The sequence below is a fragment of the Citrobacter sp. MGH106 genome, assembly GCF_001037495.1.
GTDB lineage: Bacteria > Pseudomonadota > Gammaproteobacteria > Enterobacterales > Enterobacteriaceae > Citrobacter > Citrobacter murliniae.
The window spans coordinates 4025428-4049299 of the sequence record NZ_KQ089822.1 but is presented as its reverse complement, the minus strand read 5'-3'; the positions used below and the strand labels follow the sequence as shown (position 1 = coordinate 4049299).

Genomic DNA, 23872 nt, shown 5'->3' with positions numbered 1-23872 from the left:
CTGTTTGTATGGGTATTATCGCTTTATGAAGTACGTAATTCAAAGATGGAACCGGGATTATGAGGGCTGAAGCCAGCACTGCTTATATAGAGTAGTAGAAACGGAGATGCATAAATCTGAACGATATGGCTGACGTTGAGGGTTATTTACGTCAGATTTGGTCTTTCTTCCTGGGGAGAGAACAGGAAATACCAGCATCTTTGTGGATAACTCTGTGTGTAAACAGGTATAAGGCAGGGTTTTGCTGTGGAATGCAGCAGTCAGTCATTTTTCTGACATTTAAGGGTTGCGGGCGCCGGAGAACTCCCTATAATGCGCCTCCATCGACACGGCGGATGTGAATCACTTCACACAAACAGCCGGTCCGGTTGAAGAGAAAACCTGAAAATAAGAGGTTGACTCTGAAAGAGGAAAGCGTAATATACGCCACCTCGCGATAGAGCGCTAAAGCGCGTCGCAACTGCTCTTTAACAATTTATCAGACAATCTGTGTGGGCACTCAATGATACGGATTCTTAACGTCGCAAGACGAAAAATGAATACCAAGTCTCTGAGTGAACACGTAATTCATTACGAAGTTTAATTCACGAGCATCAAACTTAAATTGAAGAGTTTGATCATGGCTCAGATTGAACGCTGGCGGCAGGCCTAACACATGCAAGTCGAACGGTAGCACAGAGGAGCTTGCTCCTTGGGTGACGAGTGGCGGACGGGTGAGTAATGTCTGGGAAACTGCCCGATGGAGGGGGATAACTACTGGAAACGGTAGCTAATACCGCATAACGTCGCAAGACCAAAGAGGGGGACCTTCGGGCCTCTTGCCATCGGATGTGCCCAGATGGGATTAGCTAGTAGGTGGGGTAACGGCTCACCTAGGCGACGATCCCTAGCTGGTCTGAGAGGATGACCAGCCACACTGGAACTGAGACACGGTCCAGACTCCTACGGGAGGCAGCAGTGGGGAATATTGCACAATGGGCGCAAGCCTGATGCAGCCATGCCGCGTGTATGAAGAAGGCCTTCGGGTTGTAAAGTACTTTCAGCGAGGAGGAAGGTGTTGAGGTTAATAACCTCAGCAATTGACGTTACTCGCAGAAGAAGCACCGGCTAACTCCGTGCCAGCAGCCGCGGTAATACGGAGGGTGCAAGCGTTAATCGGAATTACTGGGCGTAAAGCGCACGCAGGCGGTCTGTCAAGTCGGATGTGAAATCCCCGGGCTCAACCTGGGAACTGCATCCGAAACTGGCAGGCTAGAGTCTTGTAGAGGGGGGTAGAATTCCAGGTGTAGCGGTGAAATGCGTAGAGATCTGGAGGAATACCGGTGGCGAAGGCGGCCCCCTGGACAAAGACTGACGCTCAGGTGCGAAAGCGTGGGGAGCAAACAGGATTAGATACCCTGGTAGTCCACGCCGTAAACGATGTCGACTTGGAGGTTGTGCCCTTGAGGCGTGGCTTCCGGAGCTAACGCGTTAAGTCGACCGCCTGGGGAGTACGGCCGCAAGGTTAAAACTCAAATGAATTGACGGGGGCCCGCACAAGCGGTGGAGCATGTGGTTTAATTCGATGCAACGCGAAGAACCTTACCTACTCTTGACATCCAGAGAACTTAGCAGAGATGCTTTGGTGCCTTCGGGAACTCTGAGACAGGTGCTGCATGGCTGTCGTCAGCTCGTGTTGTGAAATGTTGGGTTAAGTCCCGCAACGAGCGCAACCCTTATCCTTTGTTGCCAGCGGTCCGGCCGGGAACTCAAAGGAGACTGCCAGTGATAAACTGGAGGAAGGTGGGGATGACGTCAAGTCATCATGGCCCTTACGAGTAGGGCTACACACGTGCTACAATGGCATATACAAAGAGAAGCGACCTCGCGAGAGCAAGCGGACCTCATAAAGTATGTCGTAGTCCGGATTGGAGTCTGCAACTCGACTCCATGAAGTCGGAATCGCTAGTAATCGTGGATCAGAATGCCACGGTGAATACGTTCCCGGGCCTTGTACACACCGCCCGTCACACCATGGGAGTGGGTTGCAAAAGAAGTAGGTAGCTTAACCTTCGGGAGGGCGCTTACCACTTTGTGATTCATGACTGGGGTGAAGTCGTAACAAGGTAACCGTAGGGGAACCTGCGGTTGGATCACCTCCTTACCTTAAAGAACCGTTCCTTGTAGTGTCCACACAGATTGTCTGATGAAAAGTAAATAGCAAGGCGTCTTGCGATTGAGACTTATACGTCCCCTTCGTCTAGAGGCCCAGGACACCGCCCTTTCACGGCGGTAACAGGGGTTCGAATCCCCTAGGGGACGCCACTTGCTGGTTCGTGAGTGAAAGTCACCGGCCGTTATATCTCAAAACTCATCTTCGGGTGACGTTTGAGATATTTGCTCTTTAAAAATCTGGATCAAGCTGAAAATTGAAACGACACACTGTGTCTGTTCTCCGTAATAAGAGCAGATAAATGGTGTGTTCGAGTCTCTCAAATTTTCGCAACACGATGGTGTTTTACGAAACATCTTCGGGTTGTGAGGTTAAGCGACTAAGCGTACACGGTGGATGCCCTGGCAGTCAGAGGCGATGAAGGACGTGCTAATCTGCGATAAGCGTCGGTAAGGTGATATGAACCGTTATAGCCGGCGATTTCCGAATGGGGAAACCCAGTGTGATTCGTCACACTATCATTACGTGAATACATAGCGTAATGAAGCGAACCGGGGGAACTGAAACATCTAAGTACCCCGAGGAAAAGAAATCAACCGAGATTCCCCCAGTAGCGGCGAGCGAACGGGGAGCAGCCCAGAGTCTGAATCAGCATGTGTGGTAGTGGAACGGTCTGGAAAGTCCGACGGTACAGGGTGATAGTCCCGTACACAAAATCACACATGTTGTGAACTCGAAGAGTAGGGCGGGACACGTGGTATCCTGTCTGAATATGGGGGGACCATCCTCCAAGGCTAAATACTCCTGACTGACCGATAGTGAACCAGTACCGTGAGGGAAAGGCGAAAAGAACCCCGGCGAGGGGAGTGAAAAAGAACCTGAAACCGTGTACGTACAAGCAGTGGGAGCCTCTTTATGGGGTGACTGCGTACCTTTTGTATAATGGGTCAGCGACTTATATTCTGTAGCAAGGTTAACCGAATAGGGGAGCCGAAGGGAAACCGAGTCTTAACTGGGCGTTAAGTTGCAGGGTATAGACCCGAAACCCGGTGATCTAGCCATGGGCAGGTTGAAGGTTGGGTAACACTAACTGGAGGACCGAACCGACTAATGTTGAAAAATTAGCGGATGACTTGTGGCTGGGGGTGAAAGGCCAATCAAACCGGGAGATAGCTGGTTCTCCCCGAAAGCTATTTAGGTAGCGCCTCGTGAACTCATCTTCGGGGGTAGAGCACTGTTTCGGCTAGGGGGTCATCCCGACTTACCAACCCGATGCAAACTGCGAATACCGAAGAATGTTATCACGGGAGACACACGGCGGGTGCTAACGTCCGTCGTGAAGAGGGAAACAACCCAGACCGCCAGCTAAGGTCCCAAAGTCATGGTTAAGTGGGAAACGATGTGGGAAGGCACAGACAGCCAGGATGTTGGCTTAGAAGCAGCCATCATTTAAAGAAAGCGTAATAGCTCACTGGTCGAGTCGGCCTGCGCGGAAGATGTAACGGGGCTAAACCATGCACCGAAGCTGCGGCAGCGACACTATGTGTTGTTGGGTAGGGGAGCGTTCTGTAAGCCGTTGAAGGTGTCCTGTGAGGGGTGCTGGAGGTATCAGAAGTGCGAATGCTGACATAAGTAACGATAATGCGGGTGAAAAACCCGCACGCCGGAAGACCAAGGGTTCCTGTCCAACGTTAATCGGGGCAGGGTGAGTCGACCCCTAAGGCGAGGCCGAAAGGCGTAGTCGATGGGAAACAGGTTAATATTCCTGTACTTGGTGTTACTGCGAAGGGGGGACGGAGAAGGCTATGTTAGCCGGGCGACGGTTGTCCCGGTTTAAGCATGTAGGCGGAGGTTCCAGGTAAATCCGGTACCTTATTAACGCTGAGGTGTGATGACGAGGCACTACGGTGCTGAAGTAACAAATGCCCTGCTTCCAGGAAAAGCCTCTAAGCATCAGGTAACACAAAATCGTACCCCAAACCGACACAGGTGGTCAGGTAGAGAATACCAAGGCGCTTGAGAGAACTCGGGTGAAGGAACTAGGCAAAATGGTGCCGTAACTTCGGGAGAAGGCACGCTGATATGTAGGTGAAGTGATTTACTCATGGAGCTGAAATCAGTCGAAGATACCAGCTGGCTGCAACTGTTTATTAAAAACACAGCACTGTGCAAACACGAAAGTGGACGTATACGGTGTGACGCCTGCCCGGTGCCGGAAGGTTAATTGATGGGGTTATCCGTAAGGAGAAGCTCTTGATCGAAGCCCCGGTAAACGGCGGCCGTAACTATAACGGTCCTAAGGTAGCGAAATTCCTTGTCGGGTAAGTTCCGACCTGCACGAATGGCGTAATGATGGCCAGGCTGTCTCCACCCGAGACTCAGTGAAATTGAACTCGCTGTGAAGATGCAGTGTACCCGCGGCAAGACGGAAAGACCCCGTGAACCTTTACTATAGCTTGACACTGAACACTGGTCCTTGATGTGTAGGATAGGTGGGAGGCTTTGAAGTGTGGACGCCAGTCTGCATGGAGCCAACCTTGAAATACCACCCTTTAATGGCTGGTGTTCTAACGTAGACCCGTGATCCGGGTTGCGGACAGTGTCTGGTGGGTAGTTTGACTGGGGCGGTCTCCTCCTAAAGAGTAACGGAGGAGCACGAAGGTTAGCTAATCCTGGTCGGACATCAGGAGGTTAGTGCAAAGGCATAAGCTAGCTTGACTGCGAGAGTGACGGCTCGAGCAGGTGCGAAAGCAGGTCTTAGTGATCCGGTGGTTCTGAATGGAAGGGCCATCGCTCAACGGATAAAAGGTACTCCGGGGATAACAGGCTGATACCGCCCAAGAGTTCATATCGACGGCGGTGTTTGGCACCTCGATGTCGGCTCATCACATCCTGGGGCTGAAGTAGGTCCCAAGGGTATGGCTGTTCGCCATTTAAAGTGGTACGCGAGCTGGGTTTAGAACGTCGTGAGACAGTTCGGTCCCTATCTGCCGTGGGCGCTGGAGAATTGAGGGGGGCTGCTCCTAGTACGAGAGGACCGGAGTGGACGCATCACTGGTGTTCGGGTTGTCATGCCAATGGCATTGCCCGGTAGCTAAATGCGGAAGAGATAAGTGCTGAAAGCATCTAAGCACGAAACTTGCCCCGAGATGAGTTCTCCCTGAGACTATAAGTCTCCTGAAGGAACGTTGAAGACGACGACGTTGATAGGTCGGGTGTGTAAGTGTAGCGATACATTGAGCTAACCGATACTAATGAACCGTGAGGCTTAACCTTACAACGCCGAAGCTGTTTTGGCGAAGAGACGAAATTTCAGCTTGATACAGATTAAATTGACATGCGAAAGCGTGTTGATAAACAGAATTTGCCTGGCGGCTGTAGCGCGGTGGTCCCACCTGACCCCATGCCGAACTCAGAAGTGAAACGCCGTAGCGCCGATGGTAGTGTGGGGTCTCCCCATGCGAGAGTAGGGAACTGCCAGGCATCAAACCAGTGAAGAAGCCCATCCTGCCGGATGGGCTTTTTTGCGTCTGCGGACTGCAGGAAATACTGCCGTCCGGCACTGTTTTGCCCCTCTTTATCCCGCCGGGATCGATAAAACCGTCTCTTTTTCCTCTACCGTACTACCCTACAGACAGATATCAGTGCGCGTAAATACACATATCTTTCTGATATCCGTCATGTATGTACCCGTATTGCTGTGCAGGGACAGTTACACTTGTTTTTATAGATCTCTACAGCTGCTTATCATGTCGTAGGGTAACTGTATCGGCAAAATTTGCGCGTTAGTTGCGCTGGTTGAAGGGGGAAGCATGACGGATAAATATCAGGGATATGCTGAAAAGCAAAAACCCAGCCATAGGCTGGGTTCTTTAAATAGTGGTGCCCGGACTCGGAATCGAACCAAGGACACGGGGATTTTCAATCCCCTGCTCTACCGACTGAGCTATCCGGGCAACGGGGCGCATTAAACCGTATTCACGTCTGCCAGTCAATCAAATTTCAGGAAAAGCTGTTCAACCGCTTAATATTACGGCAATCTGTGCGTTTTTGCCTGAAGTTTGCACAAATCCACCGGTCTGATGCGATTTAAACCGTGTCTGCACTTTTTTCCCAATGCGCAATACCCGTTTATTTCATCGTAGACAGGAATGCACGCTTAAGTCAGCGCACCACCCTGGCGGCATTGGGCGAAGCGCAGGATATCTTCAGCCAGGCGGTGTGCCGTTTCCACGTCCGCATGGCTACGATTGACCAGCATGCGGCTGAGACACCCTTCCAGCACCAGCTCCATCTGCCTGGCAACCATCGCCGGGTCGTCAACTTCCAGCATAGTCAGCAGTTCGTGGGTAAAGTCATGTGCCGCTTTTTTTTGCTGTCCAGCTAACTGATGGATAGGATGCTCTGGGTCGGGGTAAAACGTACAGGCAGCAATGAACAGGCAGCCTGGATAGCGATTGTTGCTCACGCATTCGGCAAGGGCGTTGTAGCGTGCCAGGAGTTTCTGCTCAGCACTCAGGGTATCATCCAGCAGAAGCTGACGTCGCCAGATATCCACTCGTTGACTGAGGTAACGTAGCGCGTCATACAAAATGGCTTCTTTATCGGGCCAAAAACGCTGTAGCTCATCAAGGGGATAATCAATGTGTTCAGCCACCATTTCCAGTGTGGTATTGGCTATACCTTGAACCTCAAGTAATTTCAGGGCTTCTCCCAGGACATCTTCACGTTGCACGGTATTCTCCTCCGTTTTCCTTTTGCAAGTGTTGCTCACGGTTGGTGATTGTGCAAATGCGCACTGAAGGTTGCGGCATCCATAAAGCCGGTAACGCGGGCGTCCGGATGTTCTTTACCCTGCGCATCAAAAAACAAGATCGTTGGCAATCCTAATACCTGTAGATGTTTTAGCAGAGCGATATCCTGCGCACTGTTTGCTGTGACATCTGCTTGCAACAGTACCGTATCGCCTAAGGCTTGTTGAACCTGCGGATTACTGAAGGTGTACTTCTCAAATTCTTTACAGGCAACGCACCAGTCTGCGTACAGATCCAACATGACCGGGCGACCTTTAGCTTGCTCCAGAGCCTGATTTAATTCTTCCACCGATGCTACTTTAGTGAAGTTCAAATGTGTCTGAGTTTGCGCATGTGGAGCACCAAACGTCCAGTCCTGTAACGGACGCACGCTCACCAGAGCGCCAGCTAACAGAATAATTTGGACGATACGCATCCACGTACGCTTCGCCTGTAGACTGGTGATAAATGCCCAGCCAAAGAATGCGACGCCCAGCAGTGACCATAAGCGTATTCCCCACTCGTCGCCGGTAATGCGTTCAAGCAAAAATATGGGGAGCGCAAGGATGACAAACCCAAAGGCTGTTTTAACATGTTCCATCCATGGGCCGCTTTTGGGCAGAAGTCGGTTACCAAATACGGTAATTAGCATCAGGGGTAACCCCATCCCCAGTGCATACAGGTACAACGTGCCGCCTCCCAGCCACATGTTTCCGCTCTGGGCGATGTAAAGCAAAATTGCGCTCAGTGGTGCGGTGGTGCAAGGAGAACAGATCAGCCCTGCAATCGCTCCCATCGCAAGCACGCTTCCGGGAGAGCCGCCTTGCTGGCGATTGCTCATCAGCGTGAGCCGCGTTTGCAGTGAAGAAGGTAGCTGCAGCGTGAACAGACCAAACATCGACAGAGCCAGCAGCGTAAAGATGACGGCAAGGCCAATCAGTACATAAGGATGCTGTAGTGCAGCCTGGAACTGTAGGCCTGCCGCTGCAACGACCAGACCCAGCGCGGTGTAGGTGAGCGCCATTCCCTGCACGTAGATGAAGGTCAGCAGCAGCGCTCTCCCGGTTGATAAGCGTTGCTTCCCACCCAGTACTATGCCGGATATCAGCGGATACATCGGTAGTACGCAAGGCGTAAAGGCGATGCCAATTCCGATCAACAATGCCCACAGGGCGGAAAAGGGAAGCTCGGTCTCTGGCTCTGGCTGTGATTTTTCTTCCGGCAATACCGTGACTGGTGTTGTATCTGTAAGAGCGACAACTTCGCTTAACGGTATGGTTTTGGTCTCCGGCGGATAGCAAAATCCGGCGTCGGCACAACCCTGATAAGTGACCGTGATTGTAGCGCCAGATGTGGCCTGATTTACCGTAACCGGAATGTTCAACTGCTGGCGGTAAATTTCACTCTTGCCGTAAAACTCATCTTCATGCCAAATACCTGGCGGTAGTTTTACTTCGGCAATACTGGCCTGAGATGGCGTAATGCTTACCTGTTTACGATAGAGATAGTAGCCGTCCTTGACCTGCCAGGAGAGGTTCAGGTCGTGTTGGTTTTGCTGGAAATCAAAAACAAATGCCCGATCGGCAGGGACGAACTGCGAGCGGCCAGGCGAGTCGAATAATCCGGCAAAGGTGGATGTGCTGCACAGCAGCAGGATCAGCGTAAGGATGCGTTGAGCCATGAGCGGTAATCAAAGTCTCCATGAGTGACGGGTAAAACCAGAAGCTCAGGGGTTTGGTACGGGTGATGAGACTTCAGGCAATCGAGAAGGGCTTGCTGATGCGTTACTGCGGTTTTTAAAATCATCTGGACTTCATATTCCTGCTCAAGCTTGCCTTCCCAATAATAGAGGGAGGTCGCGCCAGGCAGAAGTGTTACGCAGGCGGCCAGTTTTTCAGCCAGCACTTTAGCGGCCAGATCCTGGGCTGTTGCTTCGTCCGGGGCGGTGCAGAGCACCACAACGGTATCGGGGATGGGGATATCCTGACTCTTTACATCAAGCATAAACACCTCGAAAGAACAGAGTAACCAGCAAGAGAAGGGTCACTATACAACGGACGAGGGAAGGATGTTAGTTAAAGCGAGGTGAGGGGAAAGAACTGCAGGGCGCTTGCACGCCCTGCAGGTAAAACTTAAAGCATGAAGCTGCCCAGCAAGAAGCCGAAGCAAACCGCCAGAACCACACCCAGAGTACCTGGGATGAAGAACGGATGGTTAAAGACGAATTTACCGATGCGGGTTGTACCGGTGTCATCCATCTGAACCGCAGCAACCAGCGTTGGGTAAGTTGGCAGAATGAACAGGCCAGAAACGGCGGCGAAAGATGCTACAGCCGTCAGCGGAGAAACGTTCAGTGCCAGAGCCATCGGCATCAGTGCTTTAGCCGTTGCTGCCTGAGAGTACAGCAGTGCAGAAGCAAAGAAGAAGATGACGGCCAGCAGCCACGGATGACCCTGAATCACGCTACCTGCAGTATCTTTGATCCAGTCGATGTTGTGAGATACGAAGGTATCACCCAGCCATGCCACACCCAGGATACAAATACAGGCGCTCATACCGGCTTTGAAGGTACTGGAGTTCAGGATGGCGTCAGTTTCAACGCGGCAGATAATCGTGGTCAGCGTCGCGACGCTCAGCATGATGATCAGAATTGCGTTAGTGGTGTTCATCAGCGGTTTAGCGACCAGGCCGAGGCTTGGGCTGTTGACGATGGCATAAACGACTACACAAACTACACCCAGCAGGAACAACCATACGGAGGTCTTCGCACCTGCTTTGATTTCAACTTGTCTTTCGCCGCGCAGTTCGACCAAACCTTCTTCCAGACGTTTACGGTAAACCGGGTCGTCAGACAGTTTGGAGTTGAACAGTGCGGTGATCAGGAAAGACATCACCAGAACCGCCAGCAGGGTGGATGGAATGACCACAGACAGCAGGTGGATGTAGCTGATTCCATGACCTTCCATTACGGAAGACATATAAACCACGGCTGCGGAGATAGGTGATGCGGTAATCGCAATCTGTGCAGAAACCACCGCAGTAGACAGAGGACGGCAAGGTTTGATCCCTTGTTCCTTCGCCACTTCAGCGATAACCGGCAGCGTTGCCAGAGAGATGTTGCCTGTACCAGCAAAGATAGTCAGGAAATAGGTCACGATAGGAGCAAGGATCGTGATGTATTTCGGGTTTTTGCGCAGCAGTTTTTCAGTCTGATGAACCAGATAGTCCAGACCACCGGCAATCTGCATGGCTGAAATGGCTGCGATAACCGCCATGATAATGGAAATAACGTCGAACGGAATTGTACCCGGTTTTACGCCGATAGCGGCGAGAACCAGAACACCCAGCCCACCTGCGAATCCAATACCGATACCCCCAAGTCTGGCACCCAAAAAGATTGCCAGCAAAACGATGATAAGTTCTAAAACTATCATATTAGCCTTCCTTGTTGTTTAACAAGTTGATATTAAATTGTTGTTTTTAAGTAACTTCGAGTAAGAAAAAAGGCACGTCATCATGACGTGCCTTCTCTGGTACTACCCTACACGATTACTGTTCGCTTTCATCAGTATAACGTTTTGCTTTATAAGCAGGGTGCATCAGGTTTTGTGCAGAGAAGATATCGTCCAGTTCTGCTTCGGTCAACAGGCCGCGCTCCAGGACAACTTCACGTACGCTCTTACCTGTTTCGGCACAAATTTTACCGACGATGTCGCCGTTGTGGTGACCGATGAACGGGTTGAGGTAGGTGACGATACCGATGGAGTTGTATACGAATGCTTCACACACTTCTTTGTTAGCGGTGATGCCGCTAACGCATTTTTCCAGCAGGTTGTAGCAAGCGTTGCTCAGAATATGGATAGATTCGAACATTGCCTGGCCGATTACCGGTTCCATTACGTTCAGCTGCAGCTGACCTGCTTCAGACGCCATGGTGACGGTGACATCGTTACCGATGACTTTAAAGCATACCTGGTTTACGACTTCCGGAACAACCGGGTTCACTTTTGCCGGCATGATGGAAGAGCCAGCCTGCAATTCCGGCAGGTTGATCTCGTTCAGACCAGCACGTGGGCCAGAGGAGAGCAAACGCAGGTCGTTACAGATTTTGGACATCTTCACAGCCAGACGTTTCAGTGCACTATGCACCATAACGTATGCGCCGCAGTCGGAGGTTGCTTCAATCAGGTCTTCAGCCGGAACGCAGGCAAAACCAGTAACTTCAGCCAGTTTTTGCACTGCCAGCGGAGAGTACTCTTTCGGTGTGTTCAGACCAGTACCGATTGCTGTTGCGCCGAGGTTAACTTCCAGCAGCAGCTCTGCGGTACGACCAATGTTTTTCACTTCTTCTTTCAGCAGTACGCTGAAAGCACGGAATTCCTGACCGAGGGTCATCGGTACAGCATCCTGCAACTGGGTACGGCCCATTTTCAGGATGTCCTGGAATTCAACGGCTTTTTGTTCGAAGCCTTCGCGCAACTGGTTCAGAGCATCAATCAGTTTGATGATAGATGCGTAAACAGCGATACGGAAACCGGTCGGATAAGCATCGTTGGTGGACTGACATTTGTTCACGTGGTCGTTCGGGTTCAGGTACTGATATTCACCTTTCTGGTGACCCATCAGTTCCAGACCGATATTGGCCAGCACTTCGTTGGTATTCATGTTGACGGAGGTACCCGCACCGCCCTGGTAAACGTCTACCGGGAACTGATCCATGCATTTTCCGTTATTCAGGACTTCATCACACGCTGCGATAATGGCATTTGCCACACTCTTAGGAATGGTTTGCAGCTCTTTGTTGGCCAGGGCCGCTGCCTTTTTAACCATTACCATACCGCGAACAAATTCAGGAATATCACTGATTTTGTTATTGCTAATGTAGAAGTTTTCAATCGCTCTCAGAGTATGAACACCGTAGTAGGCGTCCGCTGGAACTTCCCTGGTACCCAACAAATCTTCTTCGATACGAATGTTGTTTAACATGTGAACCTTCTTTTTCAAGCTGCCAATGATTTTACTAAACACACAGGATATATGTGATTTCGATTGTTTCTCGACCGACGATTATCCCCTGCATCGGTCTGATACCCGAGATCATATGCTGCTTCAGGATTTCTACCGTAATCTGGATCACTTAAAGTGTGGAATTTACCCCTTATTTATTATTATGTGAAATAGATCACCCCTTTAGGATTAATACCAAATATAAGTGTACAAACAGCTTGAAATTTTGCTAACGACCTCAACATCTGACTAATGCGAGTCGCACAACCATTCAGACAGGCGTTGCGAAAACGGCTGTTATTTACAGGAGAGTCCTTTGCGCTGGATACCATTACTTGCCATCTTTCTTTATGTTTACATTGAGATTTCTATCTTTATCCAGGTCGCCCATGTGTTAGGCGTTCTGATGACCCTGCTCCTGGTTATCTTCACTTCGGTCATCGGGATGTCGCTGGTACGCAACCAAGGGTTCAAGAATTTTCTGCTGATGCAGCAAAAGATGGCGGCAGGTGAAAGCCCCGCTGCAGAAATGATTAAAAGCGTGTCGCTGATTATTGCTGGCTTGCTGCTGGTGCTTCCTGGCTTCTTCACCGACTTCCTTGGTCTTCTTCTTTTATTACCTCCAGTACAGAAGCATCTGACCATGAAGCTCCTGCCGCACCTGCGTTTTTCTCGTATGCCTGGTGGCGGTTTTGGCGCCGGAACCGGCGGTGGTGAGACGTTTGACGGGGAATTTCAACGCAAAGACGACGATCGCAACCGTCTTGACCATAAAGACGATGATCGTCGGGATTAACCCTCTGAAATGATCGCCCGGTAGCGCTAAGCTTACCGGGCTTCAGCCTGCTTCCGCTTGGGTAAAAACAGCCACAGTGCTGCCAGCATAATCAACGCATACATACTCTTCCAACCGACCATAGCCAGCAACAGCAGGCACAGCAGACAACCAATAACCGCTAAAGCGCGATAGTGTCCTTTCAGTAATCGACATCCTGCCAGCATGCACAGTAGATAGATCATAATAAAGATGCCGTTAGCGTAGACGATTAATGCGTCGAGATTGATTTGCAGCACATAAATGCACAATGTACTGACCACGCAGCAGCCCAACACTGCGTTCAGCGCATTGCGCGGAAGATGACGAGGGGACAGGCGAGCCAGATAGTGGTTCGGTTTATATTGTGCTTGTGACCACACCAGTCTGGCGAAACTCTGAATATAAATATTCAGGCTGGCAAAACAGGCCAGATAACCAATGACACAGGCTACCCACAGCGCTTGCACGCCAAACAGCTGCACGACAATTTCGGGCAGTGAAGCCGCCGCAGCCATCTGCTCACCGTAAGCACCGAAATGGAGTACTACCACCGTACACGCCCAGTAAACGGTACCGGCCAGCAGCAGGCCAGTCATCAGCGCGCGTGGGAAATCTCTCTCGGGGTTTTTGAATTCGGACGCCAGGTGTGCAAACGCTTCAAGGCCGACAAAACACCAGAACATTACCGACAGCGCCGCGAACAATCCGGGAAGTTCAATGTTACTGACAGAAGGGAAGGGGATTTCGCCCGGCCTTAGCTCTCCAGCCCACCAGATAGCGACAATAAGAGCAACAATCAGCCCGGCAATCACCGTTTGCAGGTTAGCGCTGGAGCTGGCACCGCGTGAACCGATGTACCACACCAGGACCAACGTACCGAGTTCTGCCAGCAACAGTTGCCAACCATGCCAGCCAAACATCGCCTGACCGAATCCGGCAGCAATATGGAGTGCAGCAGGGAGGCCAACGGGAATAACCGATAAAAATAGCCAGCCGGTGACGCGTTCCAGACGTGGGCCAAAAGCCATTCCGACGAAATGCGCCACACCACCCGCGCTGGGGAAATGGCGACCGAGTACGGCAAAGACAATGGCGATGGGAAAGACTAAAACGATGAGAACTGGCCATGCCCACAGGCTGTTATTGCCAGCGACTAACGCGGCCAGTGCGGGAACGGCAAATACGCCCGTACCGAGTAATGATGTCGATAACAAGCCGATACCCTGAGCCAGCCCCAGTTCTTGTTTCAGTCCACTCATAATTAGTTATTGTCCGGTTATGCCTGAAAGTCAGGCAACTACGCAGTTTTTCGATGTTATCACAATCGGATTTGCTTATGACGAGATGGCAGAAATCGTTATGAAATGTGAGGTGCGTCGGTGTTTTGACGGGATTTTATCCTGATATAAATTTTTTTTCGCTTGCCCCCTTGAAGGCACAAATTCTCATCCCCATCTCTCTGGGCACTAGCCGGGAAACCGTTTACGGGCCGGCGTCACCCATAACTGATAAAGACTTTCTCAAAGGAGAGCTATCAATGAGTATTCGTCCGTTACATGATCGTGTGATCGTCAAACGTAAAGAAGTTGAATCCAAATCTGCTGGCGGCATCGTACTGACCGGTTCTGCAGCGGGTAAATCAACTCGTGGCGAAATCATCGCTGTCGGTAAGGGTCGCATCCTGGACAACGGTACTGTACAGCCGCTGGACGTAAAAGTCGGCGATATCGTAATTTTCAACGATGGCTACGGTGTTAAATCTGAGAAGATCGACAATGAAGAAGTGTTGATCATGTCTGAAAGCGACATTCTGGCGATTGTTGAAGCTTAATCCGCGAACGACACTGAACATACGAATTTAAGGGAAAGAGAAAATGGCAGCTAAAGACGTAAAATTCGGTAACGACGCTCGTGTGAAAATGCTGCGCGGCGTAAACGTACTGGCAGACGCAGTGAAAGTTACCCTCGGCCCGAAAGGTCGTAACGTAGTTCTGGATAAATCTTTCGGTGCACCAACCATTACTAAAGATGGTGTTTCTGTAGCACGTGAAATCGAGCTGGAAGACAAGTTCGAAAACATGGGCGCACAGATGGTGAAAGAAGTTGCCTCTAAAGCGAACGACGCTGCAGGCGACGGTACCACCACCGCGACCGTTCTGGCTCAGTCTATCATCACTGAAGGCCTGAAAGCTGTTGCTGCGGGTATGAACCCGATGGATCTGAAACGTGGTATCGACAAAGCTGTTGCTGCTGCGGTTGAAGAGCTGAAAGCACTGTCCGTACCGTGCTCCGACTCTAAAGCTATTGCTCAGGTTGGTACTATTTCCGCTAACTCCGACGAAACCGTAGGTAAGCTGATCGCAGAAGCGATGGATAAAGTCGGTAAAGAAGGCGTGATCACCGTTGAAGACGGTACCGGTCTGCAGGACGAACTGGACGTGGTTGAAGGTATGCAGTTTGACCGCGGCTACCTGTCCCCTTACTTCATCAACAAGCCGGAAACAGGTGCTGTAGAGCTGGAAAGCCCGTTCATCCTGCTGGCTGATAAGAAAATCTCCAACATCCGCGAAATGCTGCCGGTTCTGGAAGCCGTTGCTAAAGCTGGCAAACCGCTGCTGATCATCGCTGAAGATGTTGAAGGCGAAGCGCTGGCTACGCTGGTTGTGAACACCATGCGTGGTATCGTGAAAGTGGCTGCAGTTAAAGCTCCTGGCTTCGGCGATCGCCGTAAAGCGATGCTGCAGGATATCGCTACTCTGACTGGTGGTACCGTTATCTCTGAAGAGATCGGTATGGAGCTGGAAAAAGCGACCCTGGAAGACCTGGGCCAGGCAAAACGCGTTGTGATCAACAAAGACACCACCACCATCATTGATGGCGTGGGTGAAGAAGCGGCAATCCAGGGTCGTGTGACTCAGATTCGCCAGCAGATCGAAGAAGCAACTTCCGACTACGACCGTGAAAAACTGCAGGAGCGCGTAGCGAAACTGGCAGGCGGTGTTGCAGTTATCAAAGTAGGTGCTGCTACCGAAGTTGAAATGAAAGAGAAGAAAGCACGCGTTGAAGATGCCCTGCACGCTACCCGTGCTGCGGTAGAAGAAGGTGTTGTTGCTGGTGGTGGTGTAGCGCTGATTCGCGTAGCGTCCAAACTGAGCGAACTGCGTGGCCAGAACGAAGACCAGAACGTGGGTATCAAAGTTGCGCTGCGCGCAATGGAAGCTCCGCTGCGTCAGATCGTTCTGAACTGCGGTGAAGAGCCGTCTGTTGTGGCTAACACTGTGAAAGCAGGCGACGGTAACTACGGTTACAACGCTGCAACTGAAGAATACGGCAACATGATCGACATGGGTATCCTGGATCCGACCAAAGTAACCCGTTCTGCTCTGCAGTACGCGGCTTCTGTTGCGGGTCTGATGATCACCACCGAGTGCATGGTTACCGACCTGCCGAAAGGCGATGCACCTGACTTAGGTGCTGCTGGTGGAATGGGCGGCATGGGTGGAATGGGCGGCATGATGTAATTGCCCACACCCTGCATCCTTCAGGTTGCAGATGTGTTGGCTGCGTTTGCTAACCCCTGTTGCTTACTCTAGTAAGCTCCTGGGGATAAACAAACTTGCCGCCTTGCTGCAACCAGAATGATTTGGGTGTTCATCTCCCATAAATGAAAAACCCCCAGACAGAAATGTCCGGGGGTTTTTCTTTTGGTCATCTTTTTAGTATATGATTCAGCTACGGACAAAAGGTCCAGCTCATTGATTATGGGGAATAACATGCACGTGAAATATTTAGCAGGGATCGTTGGTGCCGCGCTACTGATGGCGGGTTGTAGCTCCAGCAACGAACTGAGTTCAGCCGGACAAAGCGTACGCTTTGTCGAAGAGAAGCCTGGCGCAGAGTGTCAACTGGTTGGTACTGCGACCGGTAAACAAAGCAACTGGCTTTCTGGTCAGCATGGCGAAGAAGGTGGCTCTATGCGCGGTGCGGCAAATGACCTGCGTAATCAGGCTGCGGCAATGGGCGGTAACGTGATTTATGGTGTCAGCAGCCCATCGCAAGGGATGCTATCCAGTTTTGTCCCGACTGCCAGTGAGATGATTGGTCAGGTTTATAAGTGCCCTAACTGATAAACGCTGGCGTTGCCGGATGGCGACGCTAAAGCGTCTTATCAGGCCTACAGGTGCAAGTGACCGTAGGCCTGATAAGCGAAGCCTCGACGGGTATTATCAGTTTTGTCGTAATTGCAAATCCAGCGGTGTCTTGCTTGGCTCCCCGCCAATTTCGCGTGCCAGTTTGGGCACCATATAACCTGACACCAGCGTCAACAGTTCGCGCATGATTTGCCGCGCTTCATCGTCACTGACTATAAAGTGGGCAGCTCCCTGTACCTTATCCAGTACGTGCAGATAATAAGGCATCACTCCCGCATCAAACAGCGCATTGCTGAGATCGGCCAGCGTTTGCGCGTTATCATTTACACCACGCAACAATACGCTTTGGTTGAGCAGCGTGACGTTCGCTTTGCGCAATCGGGTCATCGCCTGACGAAATTCTTCATCGATTTCGTTAGCGTGGTTAATATGATTTACCAGCAGAACTTGCAGACGTGATTGTTCGAACCGGGTTGCCAGCTTTTCCGTGATACGTGCCGGGATAACAATCGGCAGACGGCTGTGAATACGCAGACGTTTTATATGCGAAATGGCTTCCAGTTGCGTTAGCAACCAGTCCAGTTCATGATCCTTGGCCATTAGCGGATCGCCACCAGAAAAGATAATTTCATCGAGTTCCGGGTGGGTGGCGATGTAATCTAATGCGACCTGCCAGTTACGCTTATTCCCTTGATTATCGGCATAAGGGAAATGGCGACGGAAACAGTAGCGGCAGTTTACCGCGCAGCCGCCTTTTACCAGCAGTAACGCCCGATTGCGGTATTTATGCAGCAATCCTGGCACGACGCTGTGTTGTTCATCCAGCGGGTCAGTAGAGAATCCAGGTGCGGCGACGAATTCATCCTGTGAGGTGAGTACCTGACGCAGCAGGGGATCGTTGGGGTTACCTTTCTCCATACGAGCGATAAACGATCGCGGTACGCGTAGAGCAAAAAGACGTTTTGCCTCGCGACCTGCGAGCAAGTTTTCATCAGCGTCTATATTCAAAAGACGTAATAGTTCATCCGGATCGGTGAGAACATCGGCAAGTTGTACTAACCAATCTTCTCTGGATGGGGTGTTTAGGGTTACAATATGCGCCATTTTGTGGCTTAGCTACCAGTTAACAATTTTCAGAGGGCCTTATGGCGACTTACTATAGCAACGATTTTCGTGCCGGTCTTAAAATCATGATGGACGGCGAACCTTATGCGGTTGAAGCCAGTGAATTCGTTAAACCGGGTAAAGGCCAGGCTTTCGCGCGCGTTAAGCTGCGCCGTCTGCTGACCGGTACTCGTGTAGAGAAAACTTTCAAATCTACTGACTCCGCTGAAGGCGCAGACGTTGTAGATATGAACCTGACTTACCTGTACAACGATGGTGAATTCTACCATTTCATGAACAACTCTACTTTCGAACAGCTTGCAGCTGACGCGAAAGCGGTAGGTGACAGCGCTAAATGGTTGCTGGATCAGGCTGAGTGCATCGTGACCCTGTGGAATGGTCAGCCTATCTCTGTGACCCCGCCGAACTTCGTTGAGCTGGAAATCATCGAAACTGATCCAGGTCTGAAAGGCGACACCGCAGGTACTGGTGGCAAACCGGCTACTCTGTCCACTGGTGCTGTAGTTAAAGTTCCGCTGTTCGTACAGATCGGCGAAGTGATCAAAGTGGATACGCGTTCAGGCGAATACGTTTCCCGCGTTAAGTAATACATCCTATTTGATCTATGGCGCAGATTGCTGCGCCATACTTTTTCCAGGGCAGGAATGATGAAACGTCTTCTCGGTCTTGTAATGTTCATCCTTTTCACCAGCACTCTCCTGACGGGCTGTAACACTGCGCGTGGCTTCGGTGAAGATATCAAACACCTTGGTAATTCAATCTCTCACGCCGCTAGCTGATCTTCTCATATTGTCTTAAAAACGCCCGTTTATCCGTCAACCTTTCGGATCTTGTCTATCATTAAGTAGCTATACACAAACAATATTGGCTAGAAAAGGAAGACGTTATGGTTAAAAAGACAATTGCTGCGATCTTTTCTGTGTTGGTACTTTCTTCTGTATTAACCGCGTGTAATACCACGCGAGGCGTAGGGCAGGATATTTCTGAAGGTGGTAGTGCCATTTCTGGTGCAGCGACCAAAGCCCAGCAATAACCATGAACGGTACGACGTTGTGTCGTACCGTTAATTCATTTTCTCCGGCAGTGACAGAAACGGTGAGAAACGGTTTCCCAAATGCAGTTTCATTCGGATATTGCGTTTATAGGTGTAGACCGTCTTGCCATGAATACAAAGTGCTGCTGCTATCTCATTGTTACCCACGCCATCCATCCACATCGACAATACTTTTTCCTCCTGCGGCGTAAGCAATGGTGTAACGTTTTTTGCTGTCTCTAACGTGGGGCGAACATGTAATGCATCCTGAATGTTGTCTGACAATTCGGCCAGCGTGGCGCGTTTGGATAATACCGAGTGGACTGAATATTGAGGGTTGTGGGCGGGTATGTGCTCTCGATCTCCTGGTCGCAGCAGGATCAGGGGGATCATGCCACAACTCATAAAAAAAGGTGCTATCGGCGGACTGGAATGAGCATCGCTGAGAAAACTGTATAAATCGGCGATCACCAGATGTGGCTTCCACTGCAAAATATGCTCTTTTGCCAGCAGGAGATTATTAATTCCTGACACCAGAAATGAAGAGTTGAACATCCCAGAATGATTGAGCAAAGCCTCTAACCCTGTACGGGTGTAGTGGCATCGGTCAATCACTAAAATTTTAAGCATAAACTTTTCGCATTCAGAAGAGGGGCACACGGCTTCCTGAATTCAGAAAGCCCTTCATCATAGAGAAATCCAATGTGAGCCAAATGCGCGAACTACGCTGCTAATTGTGCTTAATTCTTGCTTTAAGTAGGCGGTTAATAAAAAGGTTGAAATTCATTTTCTCTCAGGCAAAAATGCCTTTTCATACTTCTGCTTTGCAGGACGGCCTGCAAACGCTTCTTTCACCGGGGACGGCCCCATTGTTCTGGAGCCTTATATGTCCTGGATCATTTTACTCATTGCTGGACTGCTCGAAGTTGTATGGGCGATTGGCTTGAAGTATACCCATAGTTTTACCCGCCTGACGCCGAGCATCATTACCGTGGTGGCAATGATCGTCAGTATCGCCATGCTTTCGTGGGCGATGAGAACACTGCCGGTTGGGACGGCCTATGCCGTCTGGACCGGTATTGGTGCGGTGGGGGCTGCTATTACCGGTATTCTGTTACTCGGTGAATCCGCCAGCCCGGCGCGTTTGTTGAGTCTTGGGTTGATTGTTGCCGGAATTGTTGGTCTGAAGCTCAGCACCCATTAAGCGCCAGGTTGTTTTACCCAAATCAGTTTATTCACATCGAACCCTTCTCGGGTTGCGATTGCCAGCATCTGCTGTTTCATCTCATCTGAAATAGTAGGGGTACGCGAAAGGATCCACAGGTAGTCGCGATCCGGACCACAGACCAGCGCATGCCGATACTCTCTGTCGAGAGCAATTACGTTATACCCTCCGTAAAACGGGCCGAAGAATGAGACTTTGAGTGCGGCACGTGAAGGTTCCCCGGTAAAATAAGCTTTACCTTCCGTTTTTTGCCACATACCCCGGTCTGCGTTGTAGCCCTTGTTGATCACGTTGATACCACCATCATCACGCAAACTGTAGGTCGCGGTGACTTTATCCAGCCCTCGCTCAAAACGATGGTCGAAGCGCGCGATTTCATACCAGGTTCCGAGATAGCGTTTGGCATCAAAGTTGTTCACAACGGTAACGCCTTTTGGCGGAGTGGGGGTACTGCAAGCAACAACCAGAAATGCAGCCGCGACCGCAGCAACGACAGGCAGAATGCGCATGGGATTTTCCTTGCTGTATTTTTTGTTAAGTGTAGATGACGGCAGGAAAAGTAGAGGAAGAAAGGAGGCCCGAAGATTCGGACCTCAAACTCAGTTATTGCAGTTTTTCGAGGATGCGCCAGGCAGCATCTACGCGGGCAGGGTTAGGATAACTTTTGTTTGCCAGCATCACGATGCCAAGATTTTTTTTCGGGATGAAGGCAACATAGCTACCAAATCCGCCAGTCGAACCCGTTTTATGTACCCACGAGGCTTTTACTACAGGTGCGGGTGGGTTTACCTCAACGGCCGGAAGCGCAGCCAAAGCGACTTTGCTGTCGCTGCCGTTGATAACTATGTCGGCTTTCACTGGCCAGTTCAGCATCTCCCAGCCTAACCCCTGGTACATCTCGCCAATACGCCAGTAACGTGACTGCGCAAGCTCGATGCCCTGTTGGAGGGTTTTCTCCTGCACGTGGCTGGCGTCCATATTGACCTGAACCCAGCGAGCCATATCCATAATACTGGATTTTACACCATACGCTTCGGCATCAAGTTGACCCGGAGAAACATGCACGGGCTTGCCTTCGCGATAGCCCCATGCGTAATCCTTTTGCTCACTCTGAGGAACAGTAATCCAGGTATGCTTTAGTTTTAATGGTTGTAGGATGCGGTTGATCATCGCCTCTTCATAACCCATTCCCGAAGGTTTTACAGCCAGTGCGCCAAACAGGCCAATACTGGAGTTGGCGTAGAGACGCTTAGCTCCCGGAGCCCATTGTGGCTGCCAGTTTTGATAGAAGTGCAGCAATGCGGCCTTATCAGTCACTTCGTCGGGTATTTGAAGCGGCAGGCCACCTGCTGTGTAAGTAGCCAGGTGCAGCAAGCTGATACCCTGCCACTGTTTGCCTGTCAGTTCGGGCCAGTATCGGGTGACTGGATCGTTAAGTTTGATTTCACCGCGAGCGATAGCGTCGCCACCCAGCACACCATTGAAGGTTTTACTGACCGATCCGAGTTCAAACAGCGTTTGCTGTGTAACAGGGCGATTATTGGCAATATCAGCTTTACCCCAGGTAAAATAATACGGTTTTCCCTGGTAGATGATTGCCACGGCCATACCCGGAATCGCTTGTTCTTTCATCAGTGGTGTGATGGTGCGATTAACGATATCGGTAATCTGTTGTTCTGTTTTCGAGGCGGCAAGCGTTGAGAAAGATGCTGTCAGTAGCAGCACACAGCATAACGATTTTTTCATCATGAAATTATTTCCGTAATAAAAAGCGAAAGGGTGTCCGGGCCCATCAGACGCGCTCAGTTTGTTTGATTTGTACTGTGTTGACAAACGGTTAAATTTAGCAGCAGATATAAGTTTTTCTAACGGGAACAATGACCATGCGTAGCTATATCCCACTTAATTCGCTGCGGGCTTTTGAAGCGGCCGCCAGACATCTCAGTTTTACCCGCGCAGCGATTGAGCTGAACGTTACGCATTCCGCCATCAGCCAGCATGTGAAAGCGCTGGAGAAACAACTAAATTGTCAGCTTTTTGTTCGAGTTTCACGGGGGTTGATGCTGACAACAGAAGGTGAAAGTCTGTTACCTGTACTTAATGACTCTTTTGATCGTATTGCGGGGACGCTGGACCGTTTTGCCCGCAATCAGATCCAGGAAAAGCTTAAGATTGGTGTGGTGGGTACCTTTGCGGTTGGTTGCCTTTTTCCTTTACTGGCCGATTTTAAGCGGAGTTGCCCGCATATTGATTTGCATCTTTCCACCCACAATAATCGCGTGGATCCTGCCGCTGAGGGACTGGATTACACTATTCGCTACGGTGGTGGTGCCTGGCACGATACTGATGCGCAATACTTATGTAGTGCCCCGATGTCTCCGCTTTGCTCACCTGAATTGGCATCTCAGATTCAGGTCCCTACGGATGTCCTGAAATTTCCGCTATTACGATCTTACCGCCGTGATGAATGGGCCCTTTGGATGCAGGCTGCGGGGGAACTTCCCCCTTCACCAACGCATAACGTGATAGTGTTTGATTCGTCTGTCACGATGCTGGAAGCGGCGCAGGCAGGGATGGGCGTTGCTATTGCCCCCGTAAGAATGTTCACTCATTTGCTGAACAGTGAACGTATAGTACAGCCGTTTTCAACGCAGATTGATCTGGGGAGTTACTGGATAACGCGTTTACAATCCCGCCCGGAGACGCCTGCCATGTGCGAGTTTTCCCGTTGGTTAACCGGTGTTGTGCACAAATAAAAAGGCCCGCCAGTGGCGGGCCTGATAAGTCACGCATGCGATTAGATAGTCAGAATACCGATCGCTGTTACTACCGTCAGGATTGCAGCCAGACCGTAGAATACCCACTTGCCAGCTGGCACGTGGATTTTCAGGTCATGCATGGCATGGTGCATACGGTGTAAACCGCACCACAGCGGCAGAACGATCATCAGGAACAGAAATGCCCGTCCGATGAAGCTCTGGGCAAATGCCAGCACGCGCTCATAGCTCAGCGCATCGCCCGGGAAAAGCCCCAGCGGCAGCATAATGCCAACCAGCAGAACCACTACCGGCGCAATGATTGCGCCCCACATACCACCTGCACCGAACAGGCCCCAAAATACGGGTTCGTCAGAGCGTTTTGGATTTGGATTAATCATCCCGGACTCCTTACCAGTACAGGGCAACATACAGAATGACTACGGTCGCAACCGCAGTAACTACCCAGAGACCTTTGATGATCGGCTCCGGCCCCATTTTTTCGTCTTTTACGATGATGTTGGCAGCTTTCGGTGCCAGTTCAAACCAGGTTTTGGTATGCAACAGCGCTGCTGCCAGAACAACCAGATTGAGGATCACCACTACCGGGTTTTGCAAAAAGCCGACAAAGCCCATCCAGGATTCAGCACCATGCTTGAGAGCAAACAGACCGAAAATCAGTTCAATACTGAACCAGACTGCCGGAACCGCTGTACCTTCGCGCAGCATGTAAAAGCGATAAAATGGCAGCTTTTTCCACCAGGTGGACGTCATTGGCCGCACATAGGGTTTGCGTTTAGTCGTCATCTTGCA

At 50.7% G+C, this 23872-nt stretch carries 21 protein-coding genes, 2 tRNA genes and 3 rRNA genes; 13 read left to right on the top strand and 13 right to left on the bottom strand.

Going from position 1 to position 23872, the window contains the following annotated elements; translation table 11 throughout:
- Nucleotides 1-601 precede the first annotated feature (601 nt).
- The 4 genes from SK36_RS18880 (at nt 602) to rrf (ending at nt 5635) form a co-directional block, all read left to right on the top strand.
- Nucleotides 602-2143 (top strand): 16S ribosomal RNA (locus SK36_RS18880).
- An 85-nt stretch (nt 2144-2228) separates the two neighbouring features.
- Nucleotides 2229-2304: transfer RNA gene (locus SK36_RS18875), tRNA-Glu, on the top strand.
- Nucleotides 2305-2521: 217 nt separating this feature from the next.
- A 23S ribosomal RNA gene (locus tag SK36_RS18870) occupies nt 2522-5428 on the top strand.
- A 91-nt stretch (nt 5429-5519) separates the two neighbouring features.
- Nucleotides 5520-5635 (top strand): 5S ribosomal RNA (rrf, locus tag SK36_RS18865).
- Together the 16S, 23S and 5S rRNA genes with 1 tRNA gene alongside form the textbook arrangement of a ribosomal RNA operon.
- A gap of 397 nt (nt 5636-6032) precedes the next feature.
- On the opposite strand, the gene SK36_RS18860 is transcribed toward rrf, so the two are convergent.
- From SK36_RS18860 to aspA, 6 genes are all read right to left on the bottom strand, one after another.
- Nucleotides 6033-6108 (bottom strand) — tRNA-Phe (locus SK36_RS18860).
- 203 nt (nt 6109-6311) lie between these two features.
- Complete coding sequence (locus SK36_RS18855; protein ID WP_048222352.1) at nt 6312-6887, bottom strand: transcriptional regulator; 576 nt, start codon at nt 6885-6887, stop codon at nt 6312-6314.
- 35 nt (nt 6888-6922) lie between these two features.
- Nucleotides 6923-8626, bottom strand: coding sequence for a protein-disulfide reductase DsbD (locus tag SK36_RS18850; RefSeq protein ID WP_045438829.1), 1704 nt, complete (start codon nt 8624-8626; stop codon nt 6923-6925).
- A complete protein-coding gene (gene cutA, locus SK36_RS18845) occupies nt 8602-8949 on the bottom strand; it encodes a divalent cation tolerance protein CutA (RefSeq protein WP_045438833.1) in 348 nt (115 codons plus the stop codon). Before cutA ends, SK36_RS18850 begins: the two co-directional genes overlap by 25 nt.
- Nucleotides 8950-9077: 128 nt before the next feature.
- A complete protein-coding gene (locus SK36_RS18840; RefSeq protein ID WP_045438837.1) occupies nt 9078-10379 on the bottom strand; it encodes an anaerobic C4-dicarboxylate transporter in 1302 nt (433 codons plus the stop codon).
- 115 nt (nt 10380-10494) lie between these two features.
- Nucleotides 10495-11931, bottom strand: a complete 1437-nt coding sequence (aspA, locus tag SK36_RS18835) for an aspartate ammonia-lyase (RefSeq protein WP_040232935.1) — start codon at nt 11929-11931, stop codon at nt 10495-10497.
- A 337-nt stretch (nt 11932-12268) separates the two neighbouring features.
- On the opposite strand from aspA, the gene SK36_RS18830 reads away from it, so the two are divergent.
- A complete protein-coding gene (locus SK36_RS18830; protein WP_045438843.1) occupies nt 12269-12748 on the top strand; it encodes an FxsA family protein in 480 nt (159 codons plus the stop codon).
- A gap of 32 nt (nt 12749-12780) precedes the next feature.
- Here the strand turns inward: SK36_RS18830 and yjeH are convergent, their stop codons facing one another.
- A complete protein-coding gene (gene yjeH, locus SK36_RS18825; protein ID WP_048222349.1) occupies nt 12781-14028 on the bottom strand; it encodes an L-methionine/branched-chain amino acid transporter in 1248 nt (415 codons plus the stop codon).
- 278 nt (nt 14029-14306) lie between these two features.
- On the opposite strand from yjeH, the gene SK36_RS18820 reads away from it, so the two are divergent.
- From SK36_RS18820 to SK36_RS18810, 3 genes are all read left to right on the top strand, one after another.
- Nucleotides 14307-14600: a co-chaperone GroES gene (locus SK36_RS18820; RefSeq protein ID WP_000027827.1), complete on the top strand. Its 294-nt coding sequence runs from the start codon at nt 14307-14309 to the stop codon at nt 14598-14600.
- Between the two features lie 43 nt (nt 14601-14643).
- Nucleotides 14644-16290 (top strand): chaperonin GroEL, encoded by a 1647-nt coding sequence (gene groL, locus SK36_RS18815; protein WP_045438854.1) that lies wholly within the window; start codon nt 14644-14646, stop codon nt 16288-16290.
- A 252-nt stretch (nt 16291-16542) separates the two neighbouring features.
- A complete protein-coding gene (locus SK36_RS18810; RefSeq protein WP_045438856.1) occupies nt 16543-16896 on the top strand; it encodes a DUF4156 domain-containing protein in 354 nt (117 codons plus the stop codon).
- A gap of 99 nt (nt 16897-16995) precedes the next feature.
- Here SK36_RS18810 and epmB read toward each other — a convergent pair whose 3' ends face one another.
- On the bottom strand, nt 16996-18024 hold the full coding sequence (epmB, locus tag SK36_RS18805; RefSeq protein ID WP_045438859.1) for an EF-P beta-lysylation protein EpmB: 1029 nt from the start codon (nt 18022-18024) through the stop codon (nt 16996-16998).
- A 41-nt stretch (nt 18025-18065) separates the two neighbouring features.
- On the opposite strand from epmB, the gene efp reads away from it, so the two are divergent.
- The 3 genes from efp to ecnB all read left to right on the top strand — a co-directional run bounded on the left by efp (nt 18066) and on the right by ecnB (nt 19078).
- Nucleotides 18066-18632 carry an elongation factor P gene (efp, locus tag SK36_RS18800; protein WP_005120972.1) on the top strand — a complete coding sequence of 189 codons (567 nt, stop codon included), beginning with the start codon at nt 18066-18068 and terminating at the stop codon, nt 18630-18632.
- 57 nt (nt 18633-18689) lie between these two features.
- Nucleotides 18690-18824, top strand: coding sequence for a lipoprotein antitoxin entericidin A (ecnA, locus tag SK36_RS18795; RefSeq protein WP_045438864.1), 135 nt, complete (start codon nt 18690-18692; stop codon nt 18822-18824).
- A 107-nt stretch (nt 18825-18931) separates the two neighbouring features.
- Entirely contained in the window at nt 18932-19078 is a 147-nt protein-coding gene (gene ecnB / locus SK36_RS18790) for a lipoprotein toxin entericidin B (protein WP_003025482.1), read from the top strand.
- A 30-nt stretch (nt 19079-19108) separates the two neighbouring features.
- Here ecnB and SK36_RS18785 read toward each other — a convergent pair whose 3' ends face one another.
- A complete protein-coding gene (locus SK36_RS18785; protein WP_045438869.1) occupies nt 19109-19708 on the bottom strand; it encodes a helix-turn-helix transcriptional regulator in 600 nt (199 codons plus the stop codon).
- Nucleotides 19709-19964: 256 nt separating this feature from the next.
- On the opposite strand from SK36_RS18785, the gene sugE reads away from it, so the two are divergent.
- The gene (gene sugE / locus SK36_RS18780; protein ID WP_045438872.1) at nt 19965-20282 is read left to right on the top strand and encodes a quaternary ammonium compound efflux SMR transporter SugE; all 318 of its coding nucleotides are present in this window, start codon (nt 19965-19967) and stop codon (nt 20280-20282) included.
- Here sugE and SK36_RS18775 read toward each other — a convergent pair.
- Both SK36_RS18775 and blaCMY read right to left on the bottom strand, forming a co-directional pair.
- On the bottom strand, nt 20279-20812 hold the full coding sequence (locus tag SK36_RS18775) for a lipocalin family protein (protein WP_045438873.1): 534 nt from the start codon (nt 20810-20812) through the stop codon (nt 20279-20281). The two genes, sugE and SK36_RS18775, sit on opposite strands and share 4 nt — an antisense overlap.
- A gap of 94 nt (nt 20813-20906) precedes the next feature.
- Nucleotides 20907-22052: a CMY-2 family class C beta-lactamase gene (gene blaCMY / locus SK36_RS18770; protein ID WP_048222344.1), complete on the bottom strand. Its 1146-nt coding sequence runs from the start codon at nt 22050-22052 to the stop codon at nt 20907-20909.
- Between the two features lie 134 nt (nt 22053-22186).
- On the opposite strand from blaCMY, the gene ampR reads away from it, so the two are divergent.
- Nucleotides 22187-23059 carry a LysR family transcriptional regulator AmpR gene (gene ampR / locus SK36_RS18765; protein ID WP_370637011.1) on the top strand — a complete coding sequence of 291 codons (873 nt, stop codon included), beginning with the start codon at nt 22187-22189 and terminating at the stop codon, nt 23057-23059.
- A 41-nt stretch (nt 23060-23100) separates the two neighbouring features.
- Here the strand turns inward: ampR and frdD are convergent, their stop codons facing one another.
- Nucleotides 23101-23460 (bottom strand): fumarate reductase subunit FrdD, encoded by a 360-nt coding sequence (gene frdD / locus SK36_RS18760; RefSeq protein WP_045438887.1) that lies wholly within the window; start codon nt 23458-23460, stop codon nt 23101-23103.
- 10 nt (nt 23461-23470) lie between these two features.
- Nucleotides 23471-23866: a fumarate reductase subunit FrdC gene (frdC, locus tag SK36_RS18755; protein ID WP_045438890.1), complete on the bottom strand. Its 396-nt coding sequence runs from the start codon at nt 23864-23866 to the stop codon at nt 23471-23473.
- Nucleotides 23867-23872 lie beyond the last annotated feature (6 nt).